At 72.7% G+C, this 19,942-nt stretch carries 23 protein-coding genes; 8 read left to right on the top strand and 15 right to left on the bottom strand.

Annotation, left to right across the window (positions count from 1 at the left end):
- Positions 1-116 precede the first annotated feature (116 nt).
- The 6 genes from ligD (BN6_RS20775) to BN6_RS20750 form a co-directional block, all read right to left on the bottom strand.
- Entirely contained in the window at positions 117-1,016 is a 900-nt protein-coding gene (ligD, locus tag BN6_RS20775) for a non-homologous end-joining DNA ligase (protein WP_041313457.1), read from the bottom strand.
- Entirely contained in the window at positions 988-2,466 is a 1,479-nt protein-coding gene (gene ligD, locus BN6_RS20770) for a non-homologous end-joining DNA ligase (RefSeq protein ID WP_015101686.1), read from the bottom strand. Before ligD (BN6_RS20770) ends, ligD (BN6_RS20775) begins: the two co-directional genes overlap by 29 nt.
- A gap of 11 nt (positions 2,467-2,477) precedes the next feature.
- Positions 2,478-3,374, bottom strand: coding sequence for a non-homologous end joining protein Ku (gene ku / locus BN6_RS20765; RefSeq protein WP_015101685.1), 897 nt, complete (start codon positions 3,372-3,374; stop codon positions 2,478-2,480).
- A gap of 119 nt (positions 3,375-3,493) precedes the next feature.
- Positions 3,494-4,288, bottom strand: a complete 795-nt coding sequence (ku, locus tag BN6_RS20760; protein WP_015101684.1) for a non-homologous end joining protein Ku — start codon at positions 4,286-4,288, stop codon at positions 3,494-3,496.
- A gap of 76 nt (positions 4,289-4,364) precedes the next feature.
- Positions 4,365-5,366 carry a tyrosine-type recombinase/integrase gene (locus tag BN6_RS20755; protein WP_051075663.1) on the bottom strand — a complete coding sequence of 334 codons (1,002 nt, stop codon included), beginning with the start codon at positions 5,364-5,366 and terminating at the stop codon, positions 4,365-4,367.
- A 671-nt stretch (positions 5,367-6,037) separates the two neighbouring features.
- Positions 6,038-6,469 (bottom strand): VOC family protein, encoded by a 432-nt coding sequence (locus BN6_RS20750; RefSeq protein WP_015101682.1) that lies wholly within the window; start codon positions 6,467-6,469, stop codon positions 6,038-6,040.
- Between the two features lie 116 nt (positions 6,470-6,585).
- Between BN6_RS20750 and BN6_RS20745 the strand changes: the two genes are divergently transcribed.
- Complete coding sequence (locus BN6_RS20745; protein WP_015101681.1) at positions 6,586-7,548, top strand: helix-turn-helix transcriptional regulator; 963 nt, start codon at positions 6,586-6,588, stop codon at positions 7,546-7,548.
- On the opposite strand, the gene BN6_RS20740 is transcribed toward BN6_RS20745, so the two are convergent.
- Entirely contained in the window at positions 7,536-8,018 is a 483-nt protein-coding gene (locus tag BN6_RS20740) for a MarR family winged helix-turn-helix transcriptional regulator (protein WP_041313454.1), read from the bottom strand. The genes BN6_RS20745 and BN6_RS20740 overlap by 13 nt on opposite strands.
- A gap of 46 nt (positions 8,019-8,064) precedes the next feature.
- On the opposite strand from BN6_RS20740, the gene pip reads away from it, so the two are divergent.
- A complete protein-coding gene (gene pip / locus BN6_RS20735; RefSeq protein WP_015101679.1) occupies positions 8,065-9,021 on the top strand; it encodes a prolyl aminopeptidase in 957 nt (318 codons plus the stop codon).
- An 89-nt stretch (positions 9,022-9,110) separates the two neighbouring features.
- On the opposite strand, the gene BN6_RS20730 is transcribed toward pip, so the two are convergent.
- Entirely contained in the window at positions 9,111-9,725 is a 615-nt protein-coding gene (locus BN6_RS20730) for a class I SAM-dependent methyltransferase (RefSeq protein ID WP_015101678.1), read from the bottom strand.
- Positions 9,726-9,727: 2 nt separating this feature from the next.
- Positions 9,728-9,991, bottom strand: coding sequence for a helix-turn-helix domain-containing protein (locus BN6_RS20725; protein ID WP_015101677.1), 264 nt, complete (start codon positions 9,989-9,991; stop codon positions 9,728-9,730).
- 47 nt (positions 9,992-10,038) lie between these two features.
- Between BN6_RS20725 and map the strand changes: the two genes are divergently transcribed.
- A complete protein-coding gene (gene map, locus BN6_RS20720) occupies positions 10,039-10,833 on the top strand; it encodes a type I methionyl aminopeptidase (protein ID WP_015101676.1) in 795 nt (264 codons plus the stop codon).
- A gap of 91 nt (positions 10,834-10,924) precedes the next feature.
- Here map and BN6_RS20715 read toward each other — a convergent pair whose 3' ends face one another.
- Positions 10,925-11,641, bottom strand: a complete 717-nt coding sequence (locus BN6_RS20715; protein ID WP_015101675.1) for an SDR family oxidoreductase — start codon at positions 11,639-11,641, stop codon at positions 10,925-10,927.
- Positions 11,626-12,324, bottom strand: coding sequence for an alpha/beta fold hydrolase (locus BN6_RS20710; RefSeq protein WP_015101674.1), 699 nt, complete (start codon positions 12,322-12,324; stop codon positions 11,626-11,628). The genes BN6_RS20715 and BN6_RS20710 overlap by 16 nt, the downstream gene beginning before the upstream one ends.
- Before the next feature lie 62 nt (positions 12,325-12,386).
- Here BN6_RS20710 and BN6_RS20705 point away from each other — a divergent pair, with 62 nt between their 5' ends.
- Positions 12,387-13,052: a PadR family transcriptional regulator gene (locus tag BN6_RS20705; RefSeq protein WP_015101673.1), complete on the top strand. Its 666-nt coding sequence runs from the start codon at positions 12,387-12,389 to the stop codon at positions 13,050-13,052.
- Positions 13,049-13,351 (top strand): hypothetical protein, encoded by a 303-nt coding sequence (locus tag BN6_RS45855; RefSeq protein ID WP_015101672.1) that lies wholly within the window; start codon positions 13,049-13,051, stop codon positions 13,349-13,351. Before BN6_RS20705 ends, BN6_RS45855 begins: the two co-directional genes overlap by 4 nt.
- Positions 13,352-13,391: 40 nt before the next feature.
- Here BN6_RS45855 and BN6_RS20695 read toward each other — a convergent pair whose 3' ends face one another.
- Positions 13,392-13,907 (bottom strand): CGNR zinc finger domain-containing protein, encoded by a 516-nt coding sequence (locus BN6_RS20695; protein WP_041313450.1) that lies wholly within the window; start codon positions 13,905-13,907, stop codon positions 13,392-13,394.
- Positions 13,908-14,106: 199 nt separating this feature from the next.
- Here BN6_RS20695 and BN6_RS20690 point away from each other — a divergent pair, with 199 nt between their 5' ends.
- Entirely contained in the window at positions 14,107-14,742 is a 636-nt protein-coding gene (locus BN6_RS20690; RefSeq protein ID WP_015101670.1) for a TetR/AcrR family transcriptional regulator, read from the top strand.
- A gap of 87 nt (positions 14,743-14,829) precedes the next feature.
- Here the strand turns inward: BN6_RS20690 and BN6_RS20685 are convergent, their stop codons facing one another.
- Positions 14,830-15,702 (bottom strand): pentapeptide repeat-containing protein, encoded by an 873-nt coding sequence (locus BN6_RS20685; protein WP_148302946.1) that lies wholly within the window; start codon positions 15,700-15,702, stop codon positions 14,830-14,832.
- Positions 15,703-15,803: 101 nt separating this feature from the next.
- On the opposite strand from BN6_RS20685, the gene BN6_RS49685 reads away from it, so the two are divergent.
- Together BN6_RS49685 and BN6_RS20675 are read left to right on the top strand one after the other, a co-directional pair.
- Positions 15,804-16,190, top strand: a complete 387-nt coding sequence (locus BN6_RS49685; protein ID WP_015101668.1) for a DUF1707 SHOCT-like domain-containing protein — start codon at positions 15,804-15,806, stop codon at positions 16,188-16,190.
- 24 nt (positions 16,191-16,214) lie between these two features.
- A complete protein-coding gene (locus BN6_RS20675) occupies positions 16,215-17,591 on the top strand; it encodes an amidase family protein (RefSeq protein ID WP_015101667.1) in 1,377 nt (458 codons plus the stop codon).
- A gap of 38 nt (positions 17,592-17,629) precedes the next feature.
- Here the strand turns inward: BN6_RS20675 and BN6_RS20670 are convergent, their stop codons facing one another.
- Together BN6_RS20670 and BN6_RS20665 are read right to left on the bottom strand one after the other, a co-directional pair.
- Positions 17,630-18,517, bottom strand: a complete 888-nt coding sequence (locus BN6_RS20670) for a hypothetical protein (protein WP_148302945.1) — start codon at positions 18,515-18,517, stop codon at positions 17,630-17,632.
- A gap of 158 nt (positions 18,518-18,675) precedes the next feature.
- Entirely contained in the window at positions 18,676-19,929 is a 1,254-nt protein-coding gene (locus BN6_RS20665) for an SPFH domain-containing protein (protein WP_015101665.1), read from the bottom strand.
- Positions 19,930-19,942 lie beyond the last annotated feature (13 nt).

The following is a 19,942-nucleotide window of genomic DNA, read 5'->3' as shown; positions in this document are numbered from 1 at the left end:
TCGAGCGGCACCCCCGAGACAGCGGAGAAGACCCCGCTCGCCCCGCACCCGCGCCGCCTCCCGCTCGAACAACCCCGGCCACGCCGAGTCGTACCCCACCAACACCACCCGGCCCGTCACGGCAACCCCACCGCATCACCCACCACGAACAAGTCGCCCCCACGCGCCACCCGAGCCCGCACCTCGTCCGCCACGAACACCAACTCCTCCGGCGACCGACACCCCGCCACCTCGTCCCACGTCACCGGAGTCGACACCGACGGCACCGGACGCGCCCGCAACGAGTACGGGGCCACCGTCGTCTTCGCCGGGTTGTTCTGCGACCAGTCGATCAACACCTTCCCCTTCCGCGCCGCCCGCACCATCGACCACACCACACCCTCCGGCGACTCCGCCGCCAACCGCCGCGCCACCGCCTTCGCGTACTCCGAAGTCCGCCCCGGAGAGGACACCCGCACCGGCGCGTACACCTGCAACCCCTTCGACCCCGACGTCTTCACCACCGGCGACAACCCGTCACCCACCAACACCACCCGCAACCGCTCCGCCACCCGGCAGCACTCCACCACCGTCGCCGGCGCACCCGGATCCAAGTCGAACACCAGCAGATCGGGGGAGTGCCGAGCCCCACGCGCACCCACCACCCACTGCGGCACGTGCAACTCCAACGCCGCCAGGTTCGCCAACCACACCAGCGTCGCCAACTCCTCCACCACCACGAAATCCGCGTACTCCGCACCACGCGACGACCCCGGCGTCCCGATCCGCACCGTCCGCACCCACCCCGGCGCGTGCGACGGCGCGTTCTTCTCGAAGAACGACTCCCCGGCCACCCCGTCCGGGAACCGCCGCACCGTCAACGGCCGACCCGCCAGGTGGGGGAGCAGCACCGGCGCGATCCGCGTGTAGTAGTCCACCACCTCCGCCTTGGAGAACCCCACCTCCGGGTACAGCACCTTGTCCAGGTTCGTCAGCCGCACCCGCCGCTCACCGACCCGCACCACCGTCCCCGCCACCCCGCCGCACCTCCTCCGGCACCCGATCCGGCCGCAACCCCCGCCACGTCGGAAACCGCATCCGCCCCTCCGCCGTCCACTGCCGGTGCACCACCTCACCCACCAACACCGGACGCACCCACCGCGCACCCCGCGCCCGCTCCCGCGGCACCTCCGACGAGAACGGCGACCGCGACACCTCCAACCCCCGCAACCGCTCGGTCAACCCCGGCAACTCCGCCTCGCCGAACCCCGTCCCCACCGACCCCACGAACACCAGACCCGCCCCGTCCGGCACCCCCAACAACAACGACCCCACCAACCCCGCCCGCCTGCCCCCACCCGGCCGCCACCCGCCGATCACCACCTCCTGCGCCGCCACGTCCGTGATCTTCAACCACCACGCCGACCGCACACCCGGCACATAACGCGAATCCAGCCGCTTGGCCACCACCCCCTCCAGGCCCTGCTCCCGACTCGCCGCCAACACCTCCGCCCCCGCACCCGGAAAAGCCCGCGGCACCAGCCAGTGCGGCCCCACCAACCCCAACCCCTCCAACAACTCCCGCCGCCGCGCGTACGGCAACCCCACCGTCGACGCCCCGTCCAGGTGCAGCACGTCGAACACCAGGAACGTCACCGGCACCCGCGCCGCCAACCGCCGCGCCTGCGCCGCGCTCGCCTGCAACCGCTGCTGCAACGCCCCGAAACTCGGCCGCCCACCCGCGAACGCCACCACCTCACCGTCCAACAACACCTGCGTCGACCCCAACGCCCCACCCAACCCCTGCAACTCCGGGTACACCGCCGTGATGTCCACACCCGACCGCGACACCAACCGCAACCGGCCACCCTCCACCCGCGCGACCGCCCGCACCCCGTCCCACTTGAACTCGAACGCGAACTCCTCCGGCCGCGCCGGCAACCCCGACGCCGCCGTCGCCAACATCGGCTCCACCCACTCCGGCAACGCCACCCAGTCCGGCCGCACCGCCTCGTGCCGCCGCCGCACCATCCAGTCCCGGCCCGAACCCCCGCCCCCCGACGACCCCCGCCGGAAGAACACGAACTCACCCTCGATCCGCGACCCGTGCAACACCACGTCGACCTCGCGGTCACTCCACTTCACCGTCTCGTACCGACCCCGGTCCCACACGAACATCCGCCCCGCCCCGTACTCGCCCTTCGGGATCACCCCCTCGAACGACGCGTACTCCACCGGGTGGTCCTCCGTGCGCACCGCCAACCGGATCGTCCCCGGCTCCGCCGGCAACCCCTTCGGCACCGCCCACGACACCAACACCCCACCCCGCTCCAACCGCACATCCCAGTGCAGGCTCGACGCGTGGTGCTCCTGGATCACGAACGTGTCATCAGAACCACGGGGGAGCAGCGCCTCCACCGCCGGCAACGGCTCCGGCGTCCGCCCCACAACCCGCTTGCTCCGGTACTCCGACAGGTCCCCGGACATCCCGCGCGCCCCTACGCGGGCTTCGCCTTCTTCTTCGGCGCCGCCTTCTCCGACTTCCCACCCGACGACCGCGACGACGACGACCGCGACGACTTGCGCGGCGACGCCTTCCCCGACTTGCCGCCCGACTCACCCCGCGCCGACCGCGCCTGCTCCACACTGCGCTCCAACGCCGTCATCAAGTCGATCACCTCACCCGAGTCCTCCGACTCCGGCCGCTCCGGCAGCTCCGCACCCTCCGCCTTCGCCTCGATCATCTTCTGCAACGCCACCGTGTAATCATCCGAAAAATCACCCGGGTCGAACGACCCCGCCATGCTCTCCACCAACGACGACGCCATCCGCAACTCCTGCGGCCGCACCTCGACATCGCCGTCCAGGAAATCGAACTCCGGCTTCCGCACCTCATCCGGCCACAACATCGTGTGCATCACCAGCAGATCCTCACGGGCCCGCAACATCGCCAACGTCTCCCGCTGACGAATCGTGATCTTCACCACCGCCAACTGACCCGACTGCTCCAACGCCGTCCGCAACAACACATACGGCCGCGCCGCCGCCTTGTCCGGCTCCAAGTAATAGCACTTCTGGAAATAGATCGGATCGATCTCCTCCACCGGCACGAACTCCAACACGTCGATCGCATGATCGGTGTTGACCGGCAACTTCTCGAAATCCTCGTTCTCCATCACGACCAACCGGCCGTCATCCAACTCATAACCCTTGGCGATGTCCGCGAACGCCACTTCCTCGCCACACACCTGGCACACCCGCTTGTAGCGGATCCGCCCACCGTCCTCCCGGTGCACCTGGTGAAACCGGAAGTCGTGCTCCTCCGTGGCCGTGTACAACCGGACACCGATCGTGACCAGCCCGAAGGAGATCGCCCCGCGCCACACGGACCTCATCCCACGTGCGTACCCGCCCACGAGGAATTCCGCACTAGCACGTCACCCGAACGGACCAACCCCAGGCACGAGCCGCCACCACCCGAACCCCCGCCCCACACCCCCGGACAGCCCCACCACTACTCCACCCGATCCCGCCCCCCACGCCCCGACCGCACCCGCTCCAGACTCCGCCGCAACACCCCCAACAGCTCCCCACCACCCGTCTCCTCCGGAGCCCGCGACACCGGGATCACCGCACCCGCCGCCCGCTCCGCCACCAACCCCGCCACCGCATCCCGATACCCGTCCGAGAACACCGACAAATCCAACGCCGCCGTCATCGACTCCACCAACGACGCCGCCACCCGCACCTCCGGCAACCGCGACTCCACCGCCACGTCAACCACACCGAAATCCGGCTCCCGCACCTCATCCGGCCACAACAACGTCTGCAACACCAACACCCGACCCCGCGGCCGCACCACCGCCACCGCCTCCCGCCGCCGGATCACCACCTTCACCACCGCCACCCGAAAAGACCGCTCCAACACATCCCGCAACAAGCAGTACGACCCCACCGCCGACCGCTCCGGCTCCACGTAGAACGACCGGTGCAGAAAAATCGGATCCACCTCGTCCGCCCGCGCGAACTGCACCACCTCGATCACCCGACCCGACCCCACCGACAACCCCGCGAAATCAGCGGCCTCGAACAACGCCAACCGCCCATCCGGCAACTCGAAACCCTTCACCACCTCCGCCAACGGCACCTCCTCCGCGCACACCGAACACACCCGCCGATGCCGAACCCGCCCACCATCAGCCCGATGCACCTGGTGGAACCGCAACCCGTGCGAACCCGTAGCCGAGAACAACCGCACCGGGAACGTCACCAACCCGAACGCCACCGCACCACGCCACACCGCCCTCATACGACCTGCGTACACCCGTGCGAACCCAGACACACCCAAGTCACCCGGACAGCCCACAGACACCAGGGGAGCAGCCCTACTCCGACTCCACGGCCTGACCCGGCAACCGCGACAACGACACGTACGTCCGATTCCCCGCAGCCGCCGCCCGACGCTCCCGCGCCGTCGCCTCGATGTAGTTCTGCGACGTCGCCAACGACGCATGACCCAACAACGCCATGATCTCCGACGCCGACGCCCCGTCCTCCGCCAACCGCGTCGCGAACGTGTGCCGCAACGCGTGCAGGTTCGCCCCCGACGGCACCCGGTCGTGCAACCCCGCCCACCGGAAGCACGACCGCACCAGGTACTCCAACCCACCCCGCCCGATCGGCTCCCCGTGCCGGTCCCGCAACAACGCCGAACCCCGGTCGAACCGCCCCTGCGGGAACCGCGACCGGCACGACCCCAGGTACTGCTCGATGATCCGGTCCATCGCCGGCTCGATCGGCACCGACCGGTCCCGGTTCCCCTTGCCCGCCACGTGCAACCGCCGCTCACCCGGCCGACCCACCACCGACGCCAGCGTCAACGTCCGCATCTCCGCCGACCGCAACCCCGCCACGAGCCCCAACGCCAGCACCAGCACATCACGCTCCGGCCACGGGTCACGTCCCTGCCGCGCACCCTCCGCCGCCGCCGTCAACAACCGCTCCGGCGTGTCCTCGCCACGCAACGGCTTCGGGACCAGGGGAGGGGTCTTCGGCCGCGCCACCGCGCCCATCGGGTTGCCCGGCACCAGGTCCTCCGCCACGCAGAACGTCAGGAACTGGTTCCACGTCGACCAGGCGCGCAACACCGAGCTCTTGGCGTGCGTGTCGGCGAACACCCCGAACGCCGCCCGCAGGTTCCCGGCCGTCAGGTGGGCGATCTCCAGCCCGTCAGGGGGAGTGGAGCACACCTCGGCGAGCAGCGTCGTGATCCCCGCCAGGTCGCGCCGGTAGGCGGCCGTGGTGTGGGGGGAGTCCTTCCGGGGGCGGCGGGCGAGGAAGAACGACTCCTGAGCGGCGAGAACGCGCATTGGATCTTCATACCGCACAGCACCGACAATCCGGCGCGGCCGTCCGTCCCCCGTGATGATCCCGCCGCCCGATATTCAACAAGTGATGGATAATGCCGATTATCCATCACACACCCGTCCGGAAGGGTCCACGGGGGCTTGGAGGCGGCTCTCGGCCCGCAGTCGGCTCACCGGGGGACCTGACCGCTCTCGACACTTCGCCGGACGCCCGCCCGGACATGTCCGTGCTTCGTTCGTCGTCACGCACGCCCGTGCCGCTGGTGACGGCTCGGCGGCTGCCGGCGACTCGACAACGCGTCACGTCAAGCCCCGGGAGCCCGCAGGCATGATCATCGGCTGCCAGGGCGTCGGGACGGCGTTGTCCCGCCATCCGGCCACACCACCGTAGAAACGTCACGTGACGTTTCCTGGGCCCGGTCAGCGGCTCCTGCCGTAACGCCGATAATCGACATTATGTTAAGTAGAACGTTCGGGAGGTCCGAGAGCGGTCCGCCGGCCGTCCCCCTGGGTTCCTGCGCCTCCGGTCCGAACGCTCGACGGCCAACGCCCGCCGCCCGCGCGTGCCGCCGTGTCGCGCTGTTGCTCCCCGCGTCGTTCTTCGTCACGGCCGGTGTGCCGAGTCGTGTGGGCGCGCTGATGGCGATGTTCGGTGATGTTGTGCGGTTCGCCGGATCCCCCGCGCTGTTCGATCAGGTGTTCGATTCGGCGAAGTGGGTGCCCGCTTTGATGTTGGCGAGGATGGCTTGGTAGTGCGGGTTGGCCATGACGCCGAGGATGTTGCCGAACGGGTCGATGACGCTGGCGGTGATGTAGCCGCTGCCGCCGTGGTCGCGTGGTGCGGCGTGGAGGGTCGCGCCGAGTGCCTGGAGTCGGTCGAGCGTGGCGTCGAGGTCGTCGACGGCCCAGAAGATGATCTGCCCGGCGGGGCCGCCCTCGACGTCCTGGGTGGCGTAGGCGCTGTGGATGATGCCGAGTTCGTGCTGGTAGTCGCCGATGCGGAATTCGAGGTAGCCGCCGGGGACGCGGTAGTAGGGCTCGGTGCCGAGGAAGCGGGTGTACCAGGCTTCGGCGGCGTCGAGGTCGTCGGCGTAGTAGCTGACGGTGGTGAAGCCTCGCAACATGGTGGGTCTCCCCTGGTCCGGCGGACCTCGTGGCTGGTCCGGTGGTGTCTGTCGTGGACCAGCCTGGTGGGTTAAGTGCGCATCTCCTGAGCACTTTTCCGGGGAGACTGTGGTTCATGCGTGCGGATCGTCTGGTGGCGGTGTTGTTGCTGATGCAGGCGCGGGGTCGGGTGACGGCGGCGGAGCTGGCGGCCGAGTTGGAGGTGTCGGTGGCGACGGCGCGTCGGGATCTGGAGGCGTTGTCGGCGGCGGGGATCCCGGTGTACCCACAGGCGGGGCGTGGTGGTGGTTGGCGGTTGGTGGGGCGGGCGCGGACGGATCTGTCGGGGTTGTCGGCGGCGGAGGCGCAGGCGTTGTTCTTGTTGGTGGGGCCGGCGGCGGCGGTGTCGGGTGCGGCGAAGGCGGCGTTGCGGAAGTTGGTGCGGGCGTTGCCGGAGACGTTCCGGGCGGATGCGCAGGCCGCGGCGGAGGCGGTGGTGCTGGATCCGGCGCGGTGGGGCGCGCAGGAGTCGGCTGCTGGGGAGTCGGCTATTGGGGAGTCGGGGGTGGTGGGGGTGTTGCAGGGGGCTGTGGTGCGGCGGCGTCGGGTGCGGTTGTCGTACGCGAAGCGGTCGGGTGAGGCGTCGGTGCGGGTGGTGGATCCGTTGGGGTTGGTGGAGAAGGGGGGCGTTTGGTACCTGGTCGCGGGTACGGAGGCGGGTCGGCGGACGTTCCGGGTGGATCGGGTGGTGGAGGTGGTGGTGACCGAGGAGGAGGCGGTGCGTCCGGCGGGGTTCGAGTTGTCGGCGGCGTGGGGTGGTGTGGTGGCGGAGGTGGAGGGGCGGCAGACGGCGTCGGTGGCCGTGGTGGTGGTGCCGGCGCGGTTGGTGTCGGTGTTGCGCAGCCAGTTCGGGCGGCATTGCGAGGTGGTGGAGGAGGGCGGGGGTCGGGCTCGGGTGCGGGTGTGGGCTCCGTCGCCGTTGATGATCGCGCAGCACTTGGCGGGGTGGGGTGCGGTGGTGGAGGTGGTGGAGTCGGAGGGGGTGCGGGTGGAGTTGGCGCGGTTGGGTGCGGAGTTGGTGGCGCGTTACGGGGTGTGAGGTGGGAGGTGGTCTCGGATGCGGTGGTGCATGGATTTGTCGGCGAGGGCTTGGAGCGTGCGTTCGACGAGGTCGCTGAGGGGGTGTGGGAGTTCGGCGTCGAGTTGGCGGGTGGCGGCGTTGGTGGCGTCCCACTCGGCGTAGAGGGTGGGGAGCAGGGTTCGGGTGTGGTCGGTGAGGTGGACGATGCGGTGGCGGGCGTCGGTGCCGGTGCGGAGTTCGACGTAGCCGTCGCGGCGCATCTGGTTGGCGGTCTGGCTGACGGCGGAGTGGGTGACGCCGATGGTGGTGGCGAGTTGGCGGAGTGATTGGGGGCCTTGGGTGTCGACCAGGCGGATGATCGGGGTGTAGCGGGGGCGGAAGCCGGGCAGGCCGAGGTCGGTGTAGGTGCGGGCGACGTCGCCGTCGAGTTGTTCGAGCAGGTGTCGGAGGCGGGTGCCGAGGAAGTCGGTGGTGGGGTTGTCTGCCACTCCCCTAATGTAACAGCGCTGTTGTAATTTGCCGCGCGACGTGGGGATGGTGTCGAGGGTGTATCCGGAGATTGAGCCGTACGAGCACGGGATGCTCGATGTGGGTGACGGCAACCTCGTGTACTGGGAGGTGTGCGGGAACCCGGAGGGCAAGCCGGTGGTGGGTCTGCACGGCGGGCCGGGCACGGGCTGCTCCCCCGTCATGCGGCGGAGGTTCGACCCGTCGCTGTACCGGATCGTGTTGTTCGACCAGCGGGGTTCGGGGCGGAGTCTGCCGCACGCGGCGGACCACGGTACGGATCTGTCGGTGAACACGACGGCGCACCTGGTGCGCGACATCGAGTTGTTGCGGGAGCACCTGGGTGTCGAGCGGTGGATGGTGTTCGGGGGTTCGTGGGGGTGCACGTTGGGGTTGCACTACGCGGAGTCGTTCCCGGAGCGGGTGACGGAGATCGTGATGGTGGCGATCACGTCGGGCCGGTACTCGGAGCTCGAGTGGCTCTACGGCGGGTTGGGGCGGTTCTTCCCGGAGGAGTACGACCGGTTCCGGCGGGGTGCGCCGGAGGGGTCGGTGGACCTGGTGGCGGCGTACGACGCGTTGTTGAACGACGCTGATCCGGCGGTGCGGCAGAAGGCGGCCGACGACTGGTGTGCGTGGGAGGGGTCGATCGTGTCGATGGACCCGGACCACACGCCGGCGCCGCGGGAGTCGGATCCGCGGTGGCGGCACGCGTTCGCGCGGATCACGGCGCACTACTTCCGCCACTTCGCGTGGTTGGAGGACGGTCAGGTGTTGCGGGACATCGGCCGGTTGCACGGTATTCCGGCGGTGTTGGTGCACGGCCGGTTGGACATGCAGGGGCCGTTGCACACGGCGTGGGAGCTGGACCGGGCGTGGCCGGACGCGGAGCTGGTGGTGGTGCACGGCGCGGCGCACAGCGTGCAGGACGGCGGGATGATGGAGGCGATCCTGGCGGCGACGGACAAGTTCGCGCGCCGGTAGGCGTGGTGGGGAGGTTCGCCCCGGGCGGGCCTCCCCTGTCTTCGTCCGGCCGACACACACCGGCGTCACCGACGTCCGGGCCTCTACGTCTAGTGGGGTCGCCAGACGAGGGTGGTGCGGTGGTCGGTGCCTTCGAGGTCGTGCGGGACGGGCACGTGGTAGGTGCCGACCTGGTGGAAGCCGTCGCGGGGGCGGTGGGCGCGCTGGGGGTCGCCGACCAGGACGGTGGCGCCCGCGCGGTGGGCGCGCAGCAGGTAGGGCAGGACGCGGGCGGCCATGTCGCGGTCGTAGAAGACGTCTCCGGCGAGGACGACGTCGTGCGCGGGGTCGGTGTCGAGCAGGTCGGCGATGACGATGTCGACGGTGAGGTGGTTGGCCTCGGCGTTGAGGGCGATGGCGGTGCCGGCGAGCGGGTCGATGTCGTTGGCGGTGACGGTGGTCGCGCCGGTGCGGGCGGCGGCGAGGGCGACGAGTCCGGAGCCGGCGGCGAGGTCGAGGACGTGTTTGCCGGCGGTGGTGCCGGGGTGGTCGAGGAGGTGGCGGGCCAGTGCTTGGCCGCCTGCCCAGGGGAAGGCCCAGAAGGGTGGTTCGGGGCGGCCGGTGCTCTCCCAGAGGGCGGTGATGTCGGTGGCGGTGTGCAGGAGGATCTCGGGCGCGAGCGGGACGGGTCGGGGTGTGGTGTGGTGGTGGACGAAGTCCCGCACGGTCAGGCCGCGCCGGCCTGGCGGGGTTCGTCGAGGTTGCGGCACAGGGCGTCGAGGGAGAGTCCGACGGCGTCGGCGAGGGCGGCGACGGTGAAGAAGGCGGGGGTGGGGATCCGGCCGCGTTCGATCTTGCGGAGGGTTTCCACGGAGATGCCGGCGGCGGTGGCGACCTGGACCATGCTGCGGTCGCCGCGGGCCTGGCGGAGGGCTTCGCCGAGTCGTTCGCCGCGGGCGTGGTCGGACGGGGTGAGTGGTTGGCGCACCATGTTGTGATAGTAATACCGGTATAACTATCACGGTAGGGAGCACTCTGGTGATCGAGCTCAAAACCCCCGCGGAGCTGGACGCGATGCGCGCGGCCGGCCTGGTCGTCGCCGACGCGCTGGCCGCCGTCCGCGACCACGCCCGGATCGGGGTGTCGCTGCTGGAACTGGACGAGGTGGCCGCCGACGTCATCCGCGGCGCGGGCGCGGGCTCGTCGTTCCTGGGCTACCAGCCGTCGTTCGCGACCACGCCGTTCCCGGGCTACATCTGCGCGTCGGTCAACGACGTGATCGTGCACGGCATCCCCACCGGCTACCGGCTGCGCGACGGCGACCTGGTCAGCATCGACTGCGGCGCGCACCTCGACGGGTGGCACGGCGACTCGGCGATCAGCTTCGTGGTCGGCACCGCCGCCCCGGCGGACCTGGCGCTGATCGAGACCACCGAGCGCGCGCTGGCCGCCGGGATCGCCGCGGCGGTGCCGGGCGCGAAGCTGGGTGACGTGTCGGCGGCGGTCGGCCGGATCGGGCGGGCCGCCGGGTACGGGATGCCCTCGGACTTCGGCGGTCACGGCATCGGGCGGGCCATGCACGAGTCGCCGGGCGTGCCGAACGAGGGCCGGCCGGGTCGCGGGCTGACGCTGCGGGCCGGGATGGCGATCGCGATCGAGCCGATGTTCCACTCCGGCGGCCGCGACCCGTACTACGAGGCCGAGGACGGGTGGTCGCTGCTCACCTCGGACGGCAGCCGGGCGGCGCACGTCGAGCACTCGGTGGCGGTCACCGACGACGGTCCCCGCGTGCTGACCGCGCCCCGCCTGCCCGCGGCGTCCACCACGTCCTGACCGACGACGTTCAAGGGCATCACGCTCCGTGCGGGAAAGGACGGTGGCCGACCACTCCCCTGTTCCGTTCAAGCGTCACCGGCGCTGCCGCCTACAGGCCGCCGGCGACGCGGAGGATCGCGCCGGTGGTGAAGGAGGCGTCGTCGCCGAGCAGCCAGGCGATCGCGGCGGCGATCTCGTCGGGTTGTCCGGCCCGGCCCAGTGGGATGGCGGACGCGACGCGTTGCGGCCGGTCGGGGACGCCGGACAGTTCGTGGATCGCGGTGTGCACGGTGCCGGCGGCGACGGCGTTGACGCGGATCCCGCGTGGGCCCAGTTCCTTGGCCAGGCCGACGGTCAGCGCGTCCACGGCGGCCTTGCTCGCCGCGTAGTGCACGTACTCCCCCGGGCTGCCCAGGGTCGCCGCGGCGGACGAGACGGACACGATCGCGCCGCCCGCCACCAGGTCACGGGCGGCGCGGCGCGCGCACAGCAGCGCGCCGAGCACGTTGACGTCCACGACCCGGCGCAGGTCGGAGATCTCGGTCTCGGCCAGGGTGCCGACCGGGCTGGTGATGCCGGCGTTGACCACCACGCCGGTCACCTGCCCGAGTGCGGCCGCCGCGTCGAACAGCGCGTCGACGTCGGCCGGCGAGGACACCTCGGCCCGCACGGCCAGGCCGCCCACCTCGGCGGCCAGTGCCTCGGCCTCGTCGGTCGCCGCGCGGTAGCCGATCACCACCCGGTGGCCGGCAGCGGCCAGTCGGCGCACGGTGGCCGCGCCGATCCCCCGGCTGCCGCCGGTCACCACGGTCAAGCGTTGAGCCACGTCACGACCTCTCGTTCCACGACGTCCAGCTGCGTCACGAGCATGTGCGGGAGGTCCGGGACGTCGACCAGCTTCGACCCGGGCACGGCGGCGTGCAGGCGGTCCTGAACGGGCCGGAACGCGGGGTACTCGTGTTCGCCACGGACCACGAGCAGCGGGGCGCGCAACTGGTCCGCGCGGGCGAGCACGTCCAGCGGCCGTGCGGCCTCGGTGGCGGCGGGTGTCCAGTCGTAGGAGGCCAGGAGGCCGGCGTCGATCGAGGCCTGGACAACGGCCTGCGCGCTCACGGCCGGGTTGAGCGCCGCCACGCGCCGCACCGGCACGACGGCGTCGAGGGCGGTGAGCAGGGCGATGTGGCCGCCGGCGGAGCCGCCGACCAGGTCGACCGGGCCGTCGTCGCAGCCGAGTTCGGCGCGCAGGGCGGCCACGACCGGCGCGACCTGGTCGACGGCGGTGGTGACCAGGGGGGCGTAGAAGTCGGTGACGGCGTCGCCGGTCTGCGGGGGCGCGGGCAGCGGCAGGTAGACGCGCCAGGCGTCCACCCCGGTCAGCGGCAGCGCCTTCGCCATGTCCTGCGGGGTGGCGGGCTCGCCGATCAGGTGCCACACCAGTACCAGTCGTCCGCCGGTGCGTGGTGGCAGCGCTACGTACGGCACACCGGCGGCGGTCCCTGTGATCGTCATACCGGAGAACCTACGTCCCGGGCGCTATACTCGTAACCGGATATACGGAAGCGAGTATAACGATGCCCAAGCCCTACCGACGGACGAATCCGCTGGCCCTGGCCGTGCTGGGGCTGCTGCGCGAACGCGACATGCACCCCTACGAGATGGCGTCCACCCTGCGCGAACGCCACCAGGAAGGCAGCGTCAAACTCACCTACGGGTCGCTGTACACGGTGGTCGACAGCCTGCGCGCGCACGGTTTCCTCGAGGCCGGCGCCGCCACCCGGGAGGGCAACCGGCCGGAGCGCACCGTCTACCGGCTCACCGACACCGGCCGCGCCGAACTGCACGACTGGCTGCGCGACCTGATCGCCGTGCCGGTCAAGGAGTACCCCCGGTTCGAGGCCGGTGTCGCGCTGATCGGCCTGCTCCCGCCCGACGAGGCCATCGCGCTGTGCGAACGCCGCGCCGCCACCCTGGACGACCAGGTCACCGCGCTCGACACCGTCAAGGCCGACCTCGCCGCGATGGGCCTGCCCCAGCTGGCCTGGATCGAGCTCGACCACCGCCAGGCGATGCTGCGCGCCGAACGCGACTGGACCCGCTGGTTCGCCGACTCCGCCCGCGCCGGGACCCTCGGCGGCCACGAGTTCTGGCACGACCTGCACCGCGGCGACGCCACCGGCGACCTCCGCGACACCCCCGCGGCCCCGGCCGCGCGCACCCACGAGGAGGACCAGCGGTGAGCAGACCCCTGTTCGAGGTCGCCGGCGTCATCGCGACCACCGCCGACCGGATCGCCCCCTACCTGCCCGAACCCGTGCAGGGCGGCTGGTGGTACCGGGGCGAGTTCGTCACCGAGCCGCACCCGCGCGGGACCCGGGTCGTGCACCGGGTCCACAACGTCGCCACCCGCGGCCGGTGGGCCGTCCCCCTGGCGAACCGGCTGTTCATCGGCTACCGCGCGAACCTGGCCCGCGGCCTGACCGCGCGGCTCGCCGAGATCGCCGCCGAGCTCGGCGTCACGAGCCACCCCGACTCCTGACCGCCCCGACTCCCCACCACCCGATTCCCGACTTCACGGCTCACGACGCGCGCCGCTCCCGGTGGCGCGCCACCTGCATCCGGTTGGCGCAGCGCGTGGTGCAGTACCGGCGGCGGCCGTTGCGGGAGGTGTCGACGTAGACGGTCCCGCAGCCCTCGCGTCCGCAGCGGCCCAGCCGGTCGGGCTCCTCGCACACCACGTGCGCCAGGCCCGCCGCGGTGAACGCCCGCACCCGGACCAGCGTCGTCTCGGTCTCCGGCGCGAAGTGCAGGTGCGGCGGACGGTCGTCGTGGGTGGAGATGTAGGGGCGGGCGGCGGTCTCGGCCAGCAGCGCGTTGAGGTGGGCGACCCGGTCGACGGTGCCCGCGAACACCGGCTCCAGCCGGCGCGCCCACGCCGTCAACTGCCGGGCCTGGAACGCGTCGAGCGTCCCGACCGGCTTGTAGCGCTGCTCGCGCAGCATCGCCACCAGGTCGTCCGCCGTGCTGTCGGGGGCGACGTTGACCAGCGCCGCGGCCAGTTGCGCCGCCGTCCCGCCGTAAGGGTTGAAATGCACTGAACCATGACACCACGCTGACCGGTGTGACCACCAGATGCCCCTCCTGCGGCTGGCCCGCCTCCGAACCCGCCTACCCCGCCTCCACCCACGGCCGCGTCGCCTATGTGCGCTGCGTGTGCGGGGTGTGGCTGGTGCTGGACGCGGGACGGGTGGTGGCGACGGCCGGCCGGCCAAGATCGGCTAAGGTCCCGTCCCCGTGACGACCCGCCGCGCGACGACCCGCCGTGAACTGCTGTGCGACACCGTGATCTCGGTCCTGGCCGCCGAGGGCGGTCGAGGGCTCACGCACCGCGCGGTGGACCGGGCGGCGGGCGTCCCGCAGGGCACCACCAAGAACTACTTCCCCACCCGCGAGTCCCTGCTGCGCGCCGCGGCCGGGCGGATGACCGACCTGCACGCCGAGGCCGTCGCCCGGCTCGCGGCCACCACCCCCGAGGACATCTCGCCGGCCGAGGTCGCCGAGCTCTACCCGGCCCTGCTGCGCCGCGCGGTCGCCGACGACCCCACCCAGCTGCTCGCCATGGTCGAGCTCTACCTGGAGGCGGTGCGCCGGCCCGGAGTGCGCGAAGCGCTGGGACGCATGGTGGTCGCCAACGCCGAAGCGGGCGCTGACCTGCACCGGGCCGCCGGGCTGCCGTCCTCGGCCCGCGACGCCGGGCTGCTCGACGCCTACTTCCTGGGCGTCGCGGTATCGCTGCTCGCCCTACCCGGCGAAGCGCTGCGCGCCACCGGCCTGGACGACCCGTACGCGCTGGGCCTGGGCCTGTTCAAGGCCGCCGTGCCCGCCGTCGCCCGCGCCGGACGCCCCGACGGCCGGGCCCAGGCCGGCTGACCCCGGAAGGACCCGGCGGTCGACTTCGGAGCCGTCCACGACCTCACCGCGGCGCACGCCCTCAGCGCACGTCCTCAGCGCACGTCCTCAGTGCAGCACGCGGTGGCCGAAGCGGACGCCGCCGAACTCGGCCGCCTCGCCGATCAGCGCCGAGTTCACGTCCGTCCAGCCCCGGAACCACGACCGCGAGAACACCGCGTCCTGGTGGAACACCACCTCGCCGAACAGCGCCCGGCCGCCGAAGAACACCTCCGCGAAATCCGCCGACCCGCCGAACTCCGCCCGCCGCAGGTCCGCGCGACCGGAGATCTTCGAGGCCCGCAGCCGCGCCTCGCGCGCCACCTGCACCCCGGCGAACGCCAGGTTCCCGGTGAACACCACCAGCGCCAACGACGCCGAGCGGGCGAACAGCGCGTCGGTGAACACCGCGTGCCGCAGGAACCGGGCCCCGTCGAACCTCGCCTCGCCGGTCACCGTCATCGCCGCGAACCGGGCGTCGCCGACGAACACCGCCCCGGTGAAGTCCACCGCGCCCACCCGGCAGCCCGACAGGTCGAAGTCCACCAGGATCGCGCCCGCCGCGTGCACGTCCATCCCCGGCCAGTAGTCGTCGCCCGGCCGCAGGTGCGCCACCAGCTCCCGCTGCACCGCCGTGCGCCACGGCGAGTCCAGCCCCCGGCTCACCCCGCCGCGCAACGCCGCCAGCCACGTGTCCACCACGTCCTGGCGGCGACGCGGCAGCGTGCGGCCGATCTCGGCGAGCAGCAGCAGCCCCTCCCGCTCGCCCGCCCGGAACCGCCGGTTGGCCTCCCGCCACACCGACACCGGCGTCGGCCCGCCCCCGGTGCGGCGACGGGCGTGCTCGTCCAGCAGAGTGTCGGCCTGCGACCGCCGGTGGTGCCGCACCACCACGGCGGCGACCACCAGCGCGACCGCCAGCCACATGACCCACGTCGGCATGACACCGATCATGCCCTGGCCGCGTACGTCGGCCTACGTAGTCCGCGTCACCGCTTCGGAACGGACGCCGCGCGCCGCTCCCGCGCGGAGTATCGGGTGGCATGAGCACTCCCGATACCGCCGTGCGGGCCTCCGACCCCGAACGCGAGCACGTCGTCGCCCGGCTGCGCGAGGCCGTCGGCGAAGGCCGGCTCACCCTCGCCGAAGCCGACGAGCGCATCGCCACCGCCTACGCCGCCGTCCACCGCGCCGACCTCGCGCCCCTCACCCTCGACCTGCCCGCCGACCACGCCCCACCGGCCGCGCCGCAGCCCGCGTCCCGGCGCGGCCGGTCCGGACACCGCCCGCCGCTGCCCGCCGTCCTCGCAGTGCTGCTGCTCGTCGCCTGGATCGCCTCGCCGCTGCCGTTCCCGTGGCCGCTGCTGCTCGTGGCGTTGCTGGTGGCACGGCTGCGCGCCAGGCACAGCGCGCGTCACCGGCCGGCCTGAGCGGTCCTGCCCTAGGGTGCGGCCATGGACCTGACCGACGCGTGCTTCGCGGGCGCCGCCCGACAGGCCGAGCTGCTGCGCGCCGGCGAACTGGACTCCCGCGACCTGGTCGCCGAGTGCCTGCGCCGCATCGACCGCCACGACCGGGAGCTCAACGCGTTCCGGGTCGTGTTCGCCGAGCAGGCCCTCGACGCCGCGCGGCGGGCCGACGCCCGGCGCGCCGCGGGCGAGCACGCCCCGCTGCTCGGCGTGCCCGTCGCGGTCAAGGAGGACCTCGCGATCGCCGGGCTGCCCACCACCACCGGCACCGCCGCCGTCGACCAGGTCGCCGCCGCCGACTGCACGATCGTCGTCCGGCTGCGCGCCGCCGGGGCCGTGGTCGTCGGCCGCACCCGGATGCCCGAACTCGGGCTGTGGCCGCACACCGAGAGCAGCTGGGCCGGCGCGACCCGCAACCCGTGGTCGGCCGGGCACTCGCCGGGCGGGTCCAGCGGCGGGTCGGCCGCCGCCGTGGCCGCCGGGCTGGTCGGGGCCGCGATCGGCACCGACGGCGCCGGCTCGGTGCGCATCCCCTCGGCGTGCACGGGCCTGTTCGGGCTCAAACCGCACCGCGACCACGTGCCGCTGGACCGGCCGGTGTGGGGCGGGCTGGTCGCCGCCGGGCCGATCACCCGGCACGTCCGCGACGCGGCCCTGCTGCTCGACGTGCTGGCCCCCGGCCACGGCCACACCGCCGCCGTCGCCGCCGACCCGCGCCGGCTGCGGGTCGTGGTGTCGCTGCGCCCCTGGGGGCCCGGCATCCCGGTCGCGGGCGAGGTCCGCGACGCCGTCCTGGACACCGCGGGCCTGCTCACCGACCTGGGCCACGACGTCACCCGGCTCGACCCGGAGATGCACGACCTCGCCGGCTCCACCGGGTTCGCCGCCCGCTACCTGCACAGCGCCGCCACCAGCGGGGCCGCCCTGGACCACCCCGAGCGGCTCGACCGGCGCACCCGCCAGGTCGTCGCGCTCGGCCGAGCCCTGCCCGCCGCCGCCGTGCGCGCCGCCCACGCCCAGGCCGCCGGGCTCACCGCCCACGCCAACCGGGTCTTCGCCGACCACGACCTGCTGCTCACCCCCGTGCTCACCCGGCCGCCGCTGCGCATCGGCGAGTGGCGGCAGCGCGGCACCGTGCCCGCCCTGCTCGCCGCCGCCCGGATGACCACCTTCCTGCCGCTGTGGAACATCGCGGGCAACCCGGCCGCCGCCGTCCCCGCCGGGCACACCCGCACCGGCCTGCCGCTGGCCGTGCAGCTCGTCGGGCCCGCCCACGACGAGAACACCGTGCTGGCCGCCGCCGCCCAGCTCGAACGCGCCCGCCCGTGGACCGACCGCCGCCCACCCGACTACACCGACTGACCCCGACAACGCCGGACCGTCCGTGAGTTCCGGACCGGTCAGAGGTCGTGCTCGGACAGCCGGGCCAGCAGCTCGTCCACCACGGCCGGGTCGCCGTCGCGGCGCGCTTGGGCCAGCACGTCCGCACGCAGCGCGGCCCACCCGCCCGAACCCGACACCAGGGCGCGCAGCCGGTCGAAGGTCTCCACCGACGGCCACGCCAGGAACGCCCGCCGCCGCCACCGCACCGCCCGCTCCCGCCACCCCAGCCGCAGGCACTCGTCCACCGCCAGGTCCACCAGCCGGCCCGCCGCGCCCCGACCGCCGGTCGCCCGCAGGCCGCGCCCCACCCACTCCAGCGCGTCCTCGGTGCGCCCGGCTTCCCGCAGCACGGTCGCCACCTGCAGGTAGTGCCAGCCCGACGACAGGTCCCGGGCCAGCACCAGCACCTGCAGGTCCACGTCGCCGACGTGCTCGGCCAGCTCCTCCACCACCCGCAGCAGCGCCCACCGCTCCCGGTCGTAGCGGCCGGTCCGGCCGAACCCGATCACCGGCAGCGTCGAGAACCGCGCCACCGCCTCCGCCCGGTACCGGGCCAGGCCGGTCGGCCCCAGCGCCGCCGCGTACGGGGCCAGCCGCACCTCCGGCGGCTCGGTGAACCCGGTCTGCACGTGCAGCAGCCAGTCGGCCAGTTCCGCCGGCGACGGCGGGTCGACGCCGCACGCCACCGCGTGCAGGTCCAGCACCCGGTCCACCAGCTCGCACAGCGCCGCCCGGTGCGCCCGGTGCCGGGCCGTGCCTGCCACCAGCAGCTCCACCACCTGTTCGACGACCCGCCGCGACCCCGGGCCCGTGCGCACCAGCGTCGACAGGTCCGCCACGACCGCCGTCAGCCCGTCCCAGCGCCGCGCCCACGGAAGATCGGGCCGGTCCAACCAGAAATTCACTCGATCGGGTAACGGGGGCACCGGCACATCCAACCGCACCGACCCCTGTGCAGCGATGCTCCACCCCGGTGCCCCGCCGTGATCGGCATCGCTGCACAAAAAGGGGCGATCGGCCCGAACCCGGCCGACCGCCCCCGAACACCGAAGAACGCGGAGAGCTACTCGTGCGGCGACCGCGGCGGCTCCAACCCACCCGACCCGCCCGACGCCTCCGGCTGCCCGCCCGCGATGCCCGGCACCCCGGACACGCCCGGCAGCCCGGCCCGCTCCGCGCCCGGCTCCACCGGCGCCGGCCGGTGGGTGCCCAGCGGGCTGGGCACCTCCTGCCGCGCCACCGCCTCCGCCGCGCGCACCGCCTCGGCCACCGCCGGGTCCGGCGCGGTGTCGAACCAGTCCGCCACCGCCGGGTCGTCCTCCTCCGGCGAGGTGGTCGGCGGCTCGTAGGCGGGCGGCTCGTAGCGGAACACGCCGTCGTCGCCGGGCTTGCCCAGCATCCGCGCGAAACCCTCCAGCGCCTTGCCGTAGTCCGACGGCACCAGCCACACCTTGTTCGCGTCGCCCTGCGCCATCTGCGGCAGCGTCTGCAGGTACTGGTAGGCCAGCACCTCCGGCGTCGGCTTGCCCGCCTTGATCGCCGCGAACACCTTCTCGATCGCCTTCGCCTGGCCCTGCGCCTGCAGGTAGCGGGCCGCCCGCTCACCCTGCGCCTTGAGGATCCGGGACTGCCGCTCCGCCTCGGCGGACAGGATCGCCGCCTGCTTCGCGCCCTCCGCCGAGAGGATCGCGGCCTGCTTCTGGCCCTCCGCGGACTTGATCGCCGACTCCCGCTGGCCCTCCGCGGTCAGGATCATCGCGCGCTTCTCCCGGTCGGCGCGCATCTGCTTCTCCATCGAGTCCTGGATCGACGGCGGCGGGTCGATCGCCTTGAGCTCCACCCGCGCCACCCGGATGCCCCAGCGCCCGGTCGCCTCGTCCAACACCCCGCGCAGCTGGTTGTTGATCTGGTCGCGGGAGGTCAGCGTCTCCTCCAGGCTCATCCCGCCGACCAGGTTGCGCAGCGTCGTGGTCGCCAACTGCTCCACACCGACGATGTAGTTGGAGATCTCGTACACCGCCGCGCGCGGGTCGGTCACCTGGAAGTACACGACCGTGTCGATGGACACCGTCAGGTTGTCCTGGGTGATCACCGGCTGCGGCGGGAACGACACCACCTGCTCGCGCAGGTCGATCCGGGCCCGCACCCGGTCGAAGAACGGGACCAGGATGTTCAGGCCGGGCGCGGCGGTCGTGCGGTAGCGGCCCAGCCGCTCGATCACCGCGGCGGTGGCCTGCGGGATCACCAGCACCGACTTCACCGTGACGATCAGCACGAACAGCACCAGGACCGCGACGACGATCAACGTGGTGGTCAACTCAAGTTCCGTC

Source organism: Saccharothrix espanaensis DSM 44229 (genome assembly GCF_000328705.1).
Classification (GTDB): domain Bacteria; phylum Actinomycetota; class Actinomycetes; order Mycobacteriales; family Pseudonocardiaceae; genus Actinosynnema; species Actinosynnema espanaense.
Note: the sequence above shows the minus strand (reverse complement) of the source record. Positions and strands in the feature narration are given on the sequence as shown.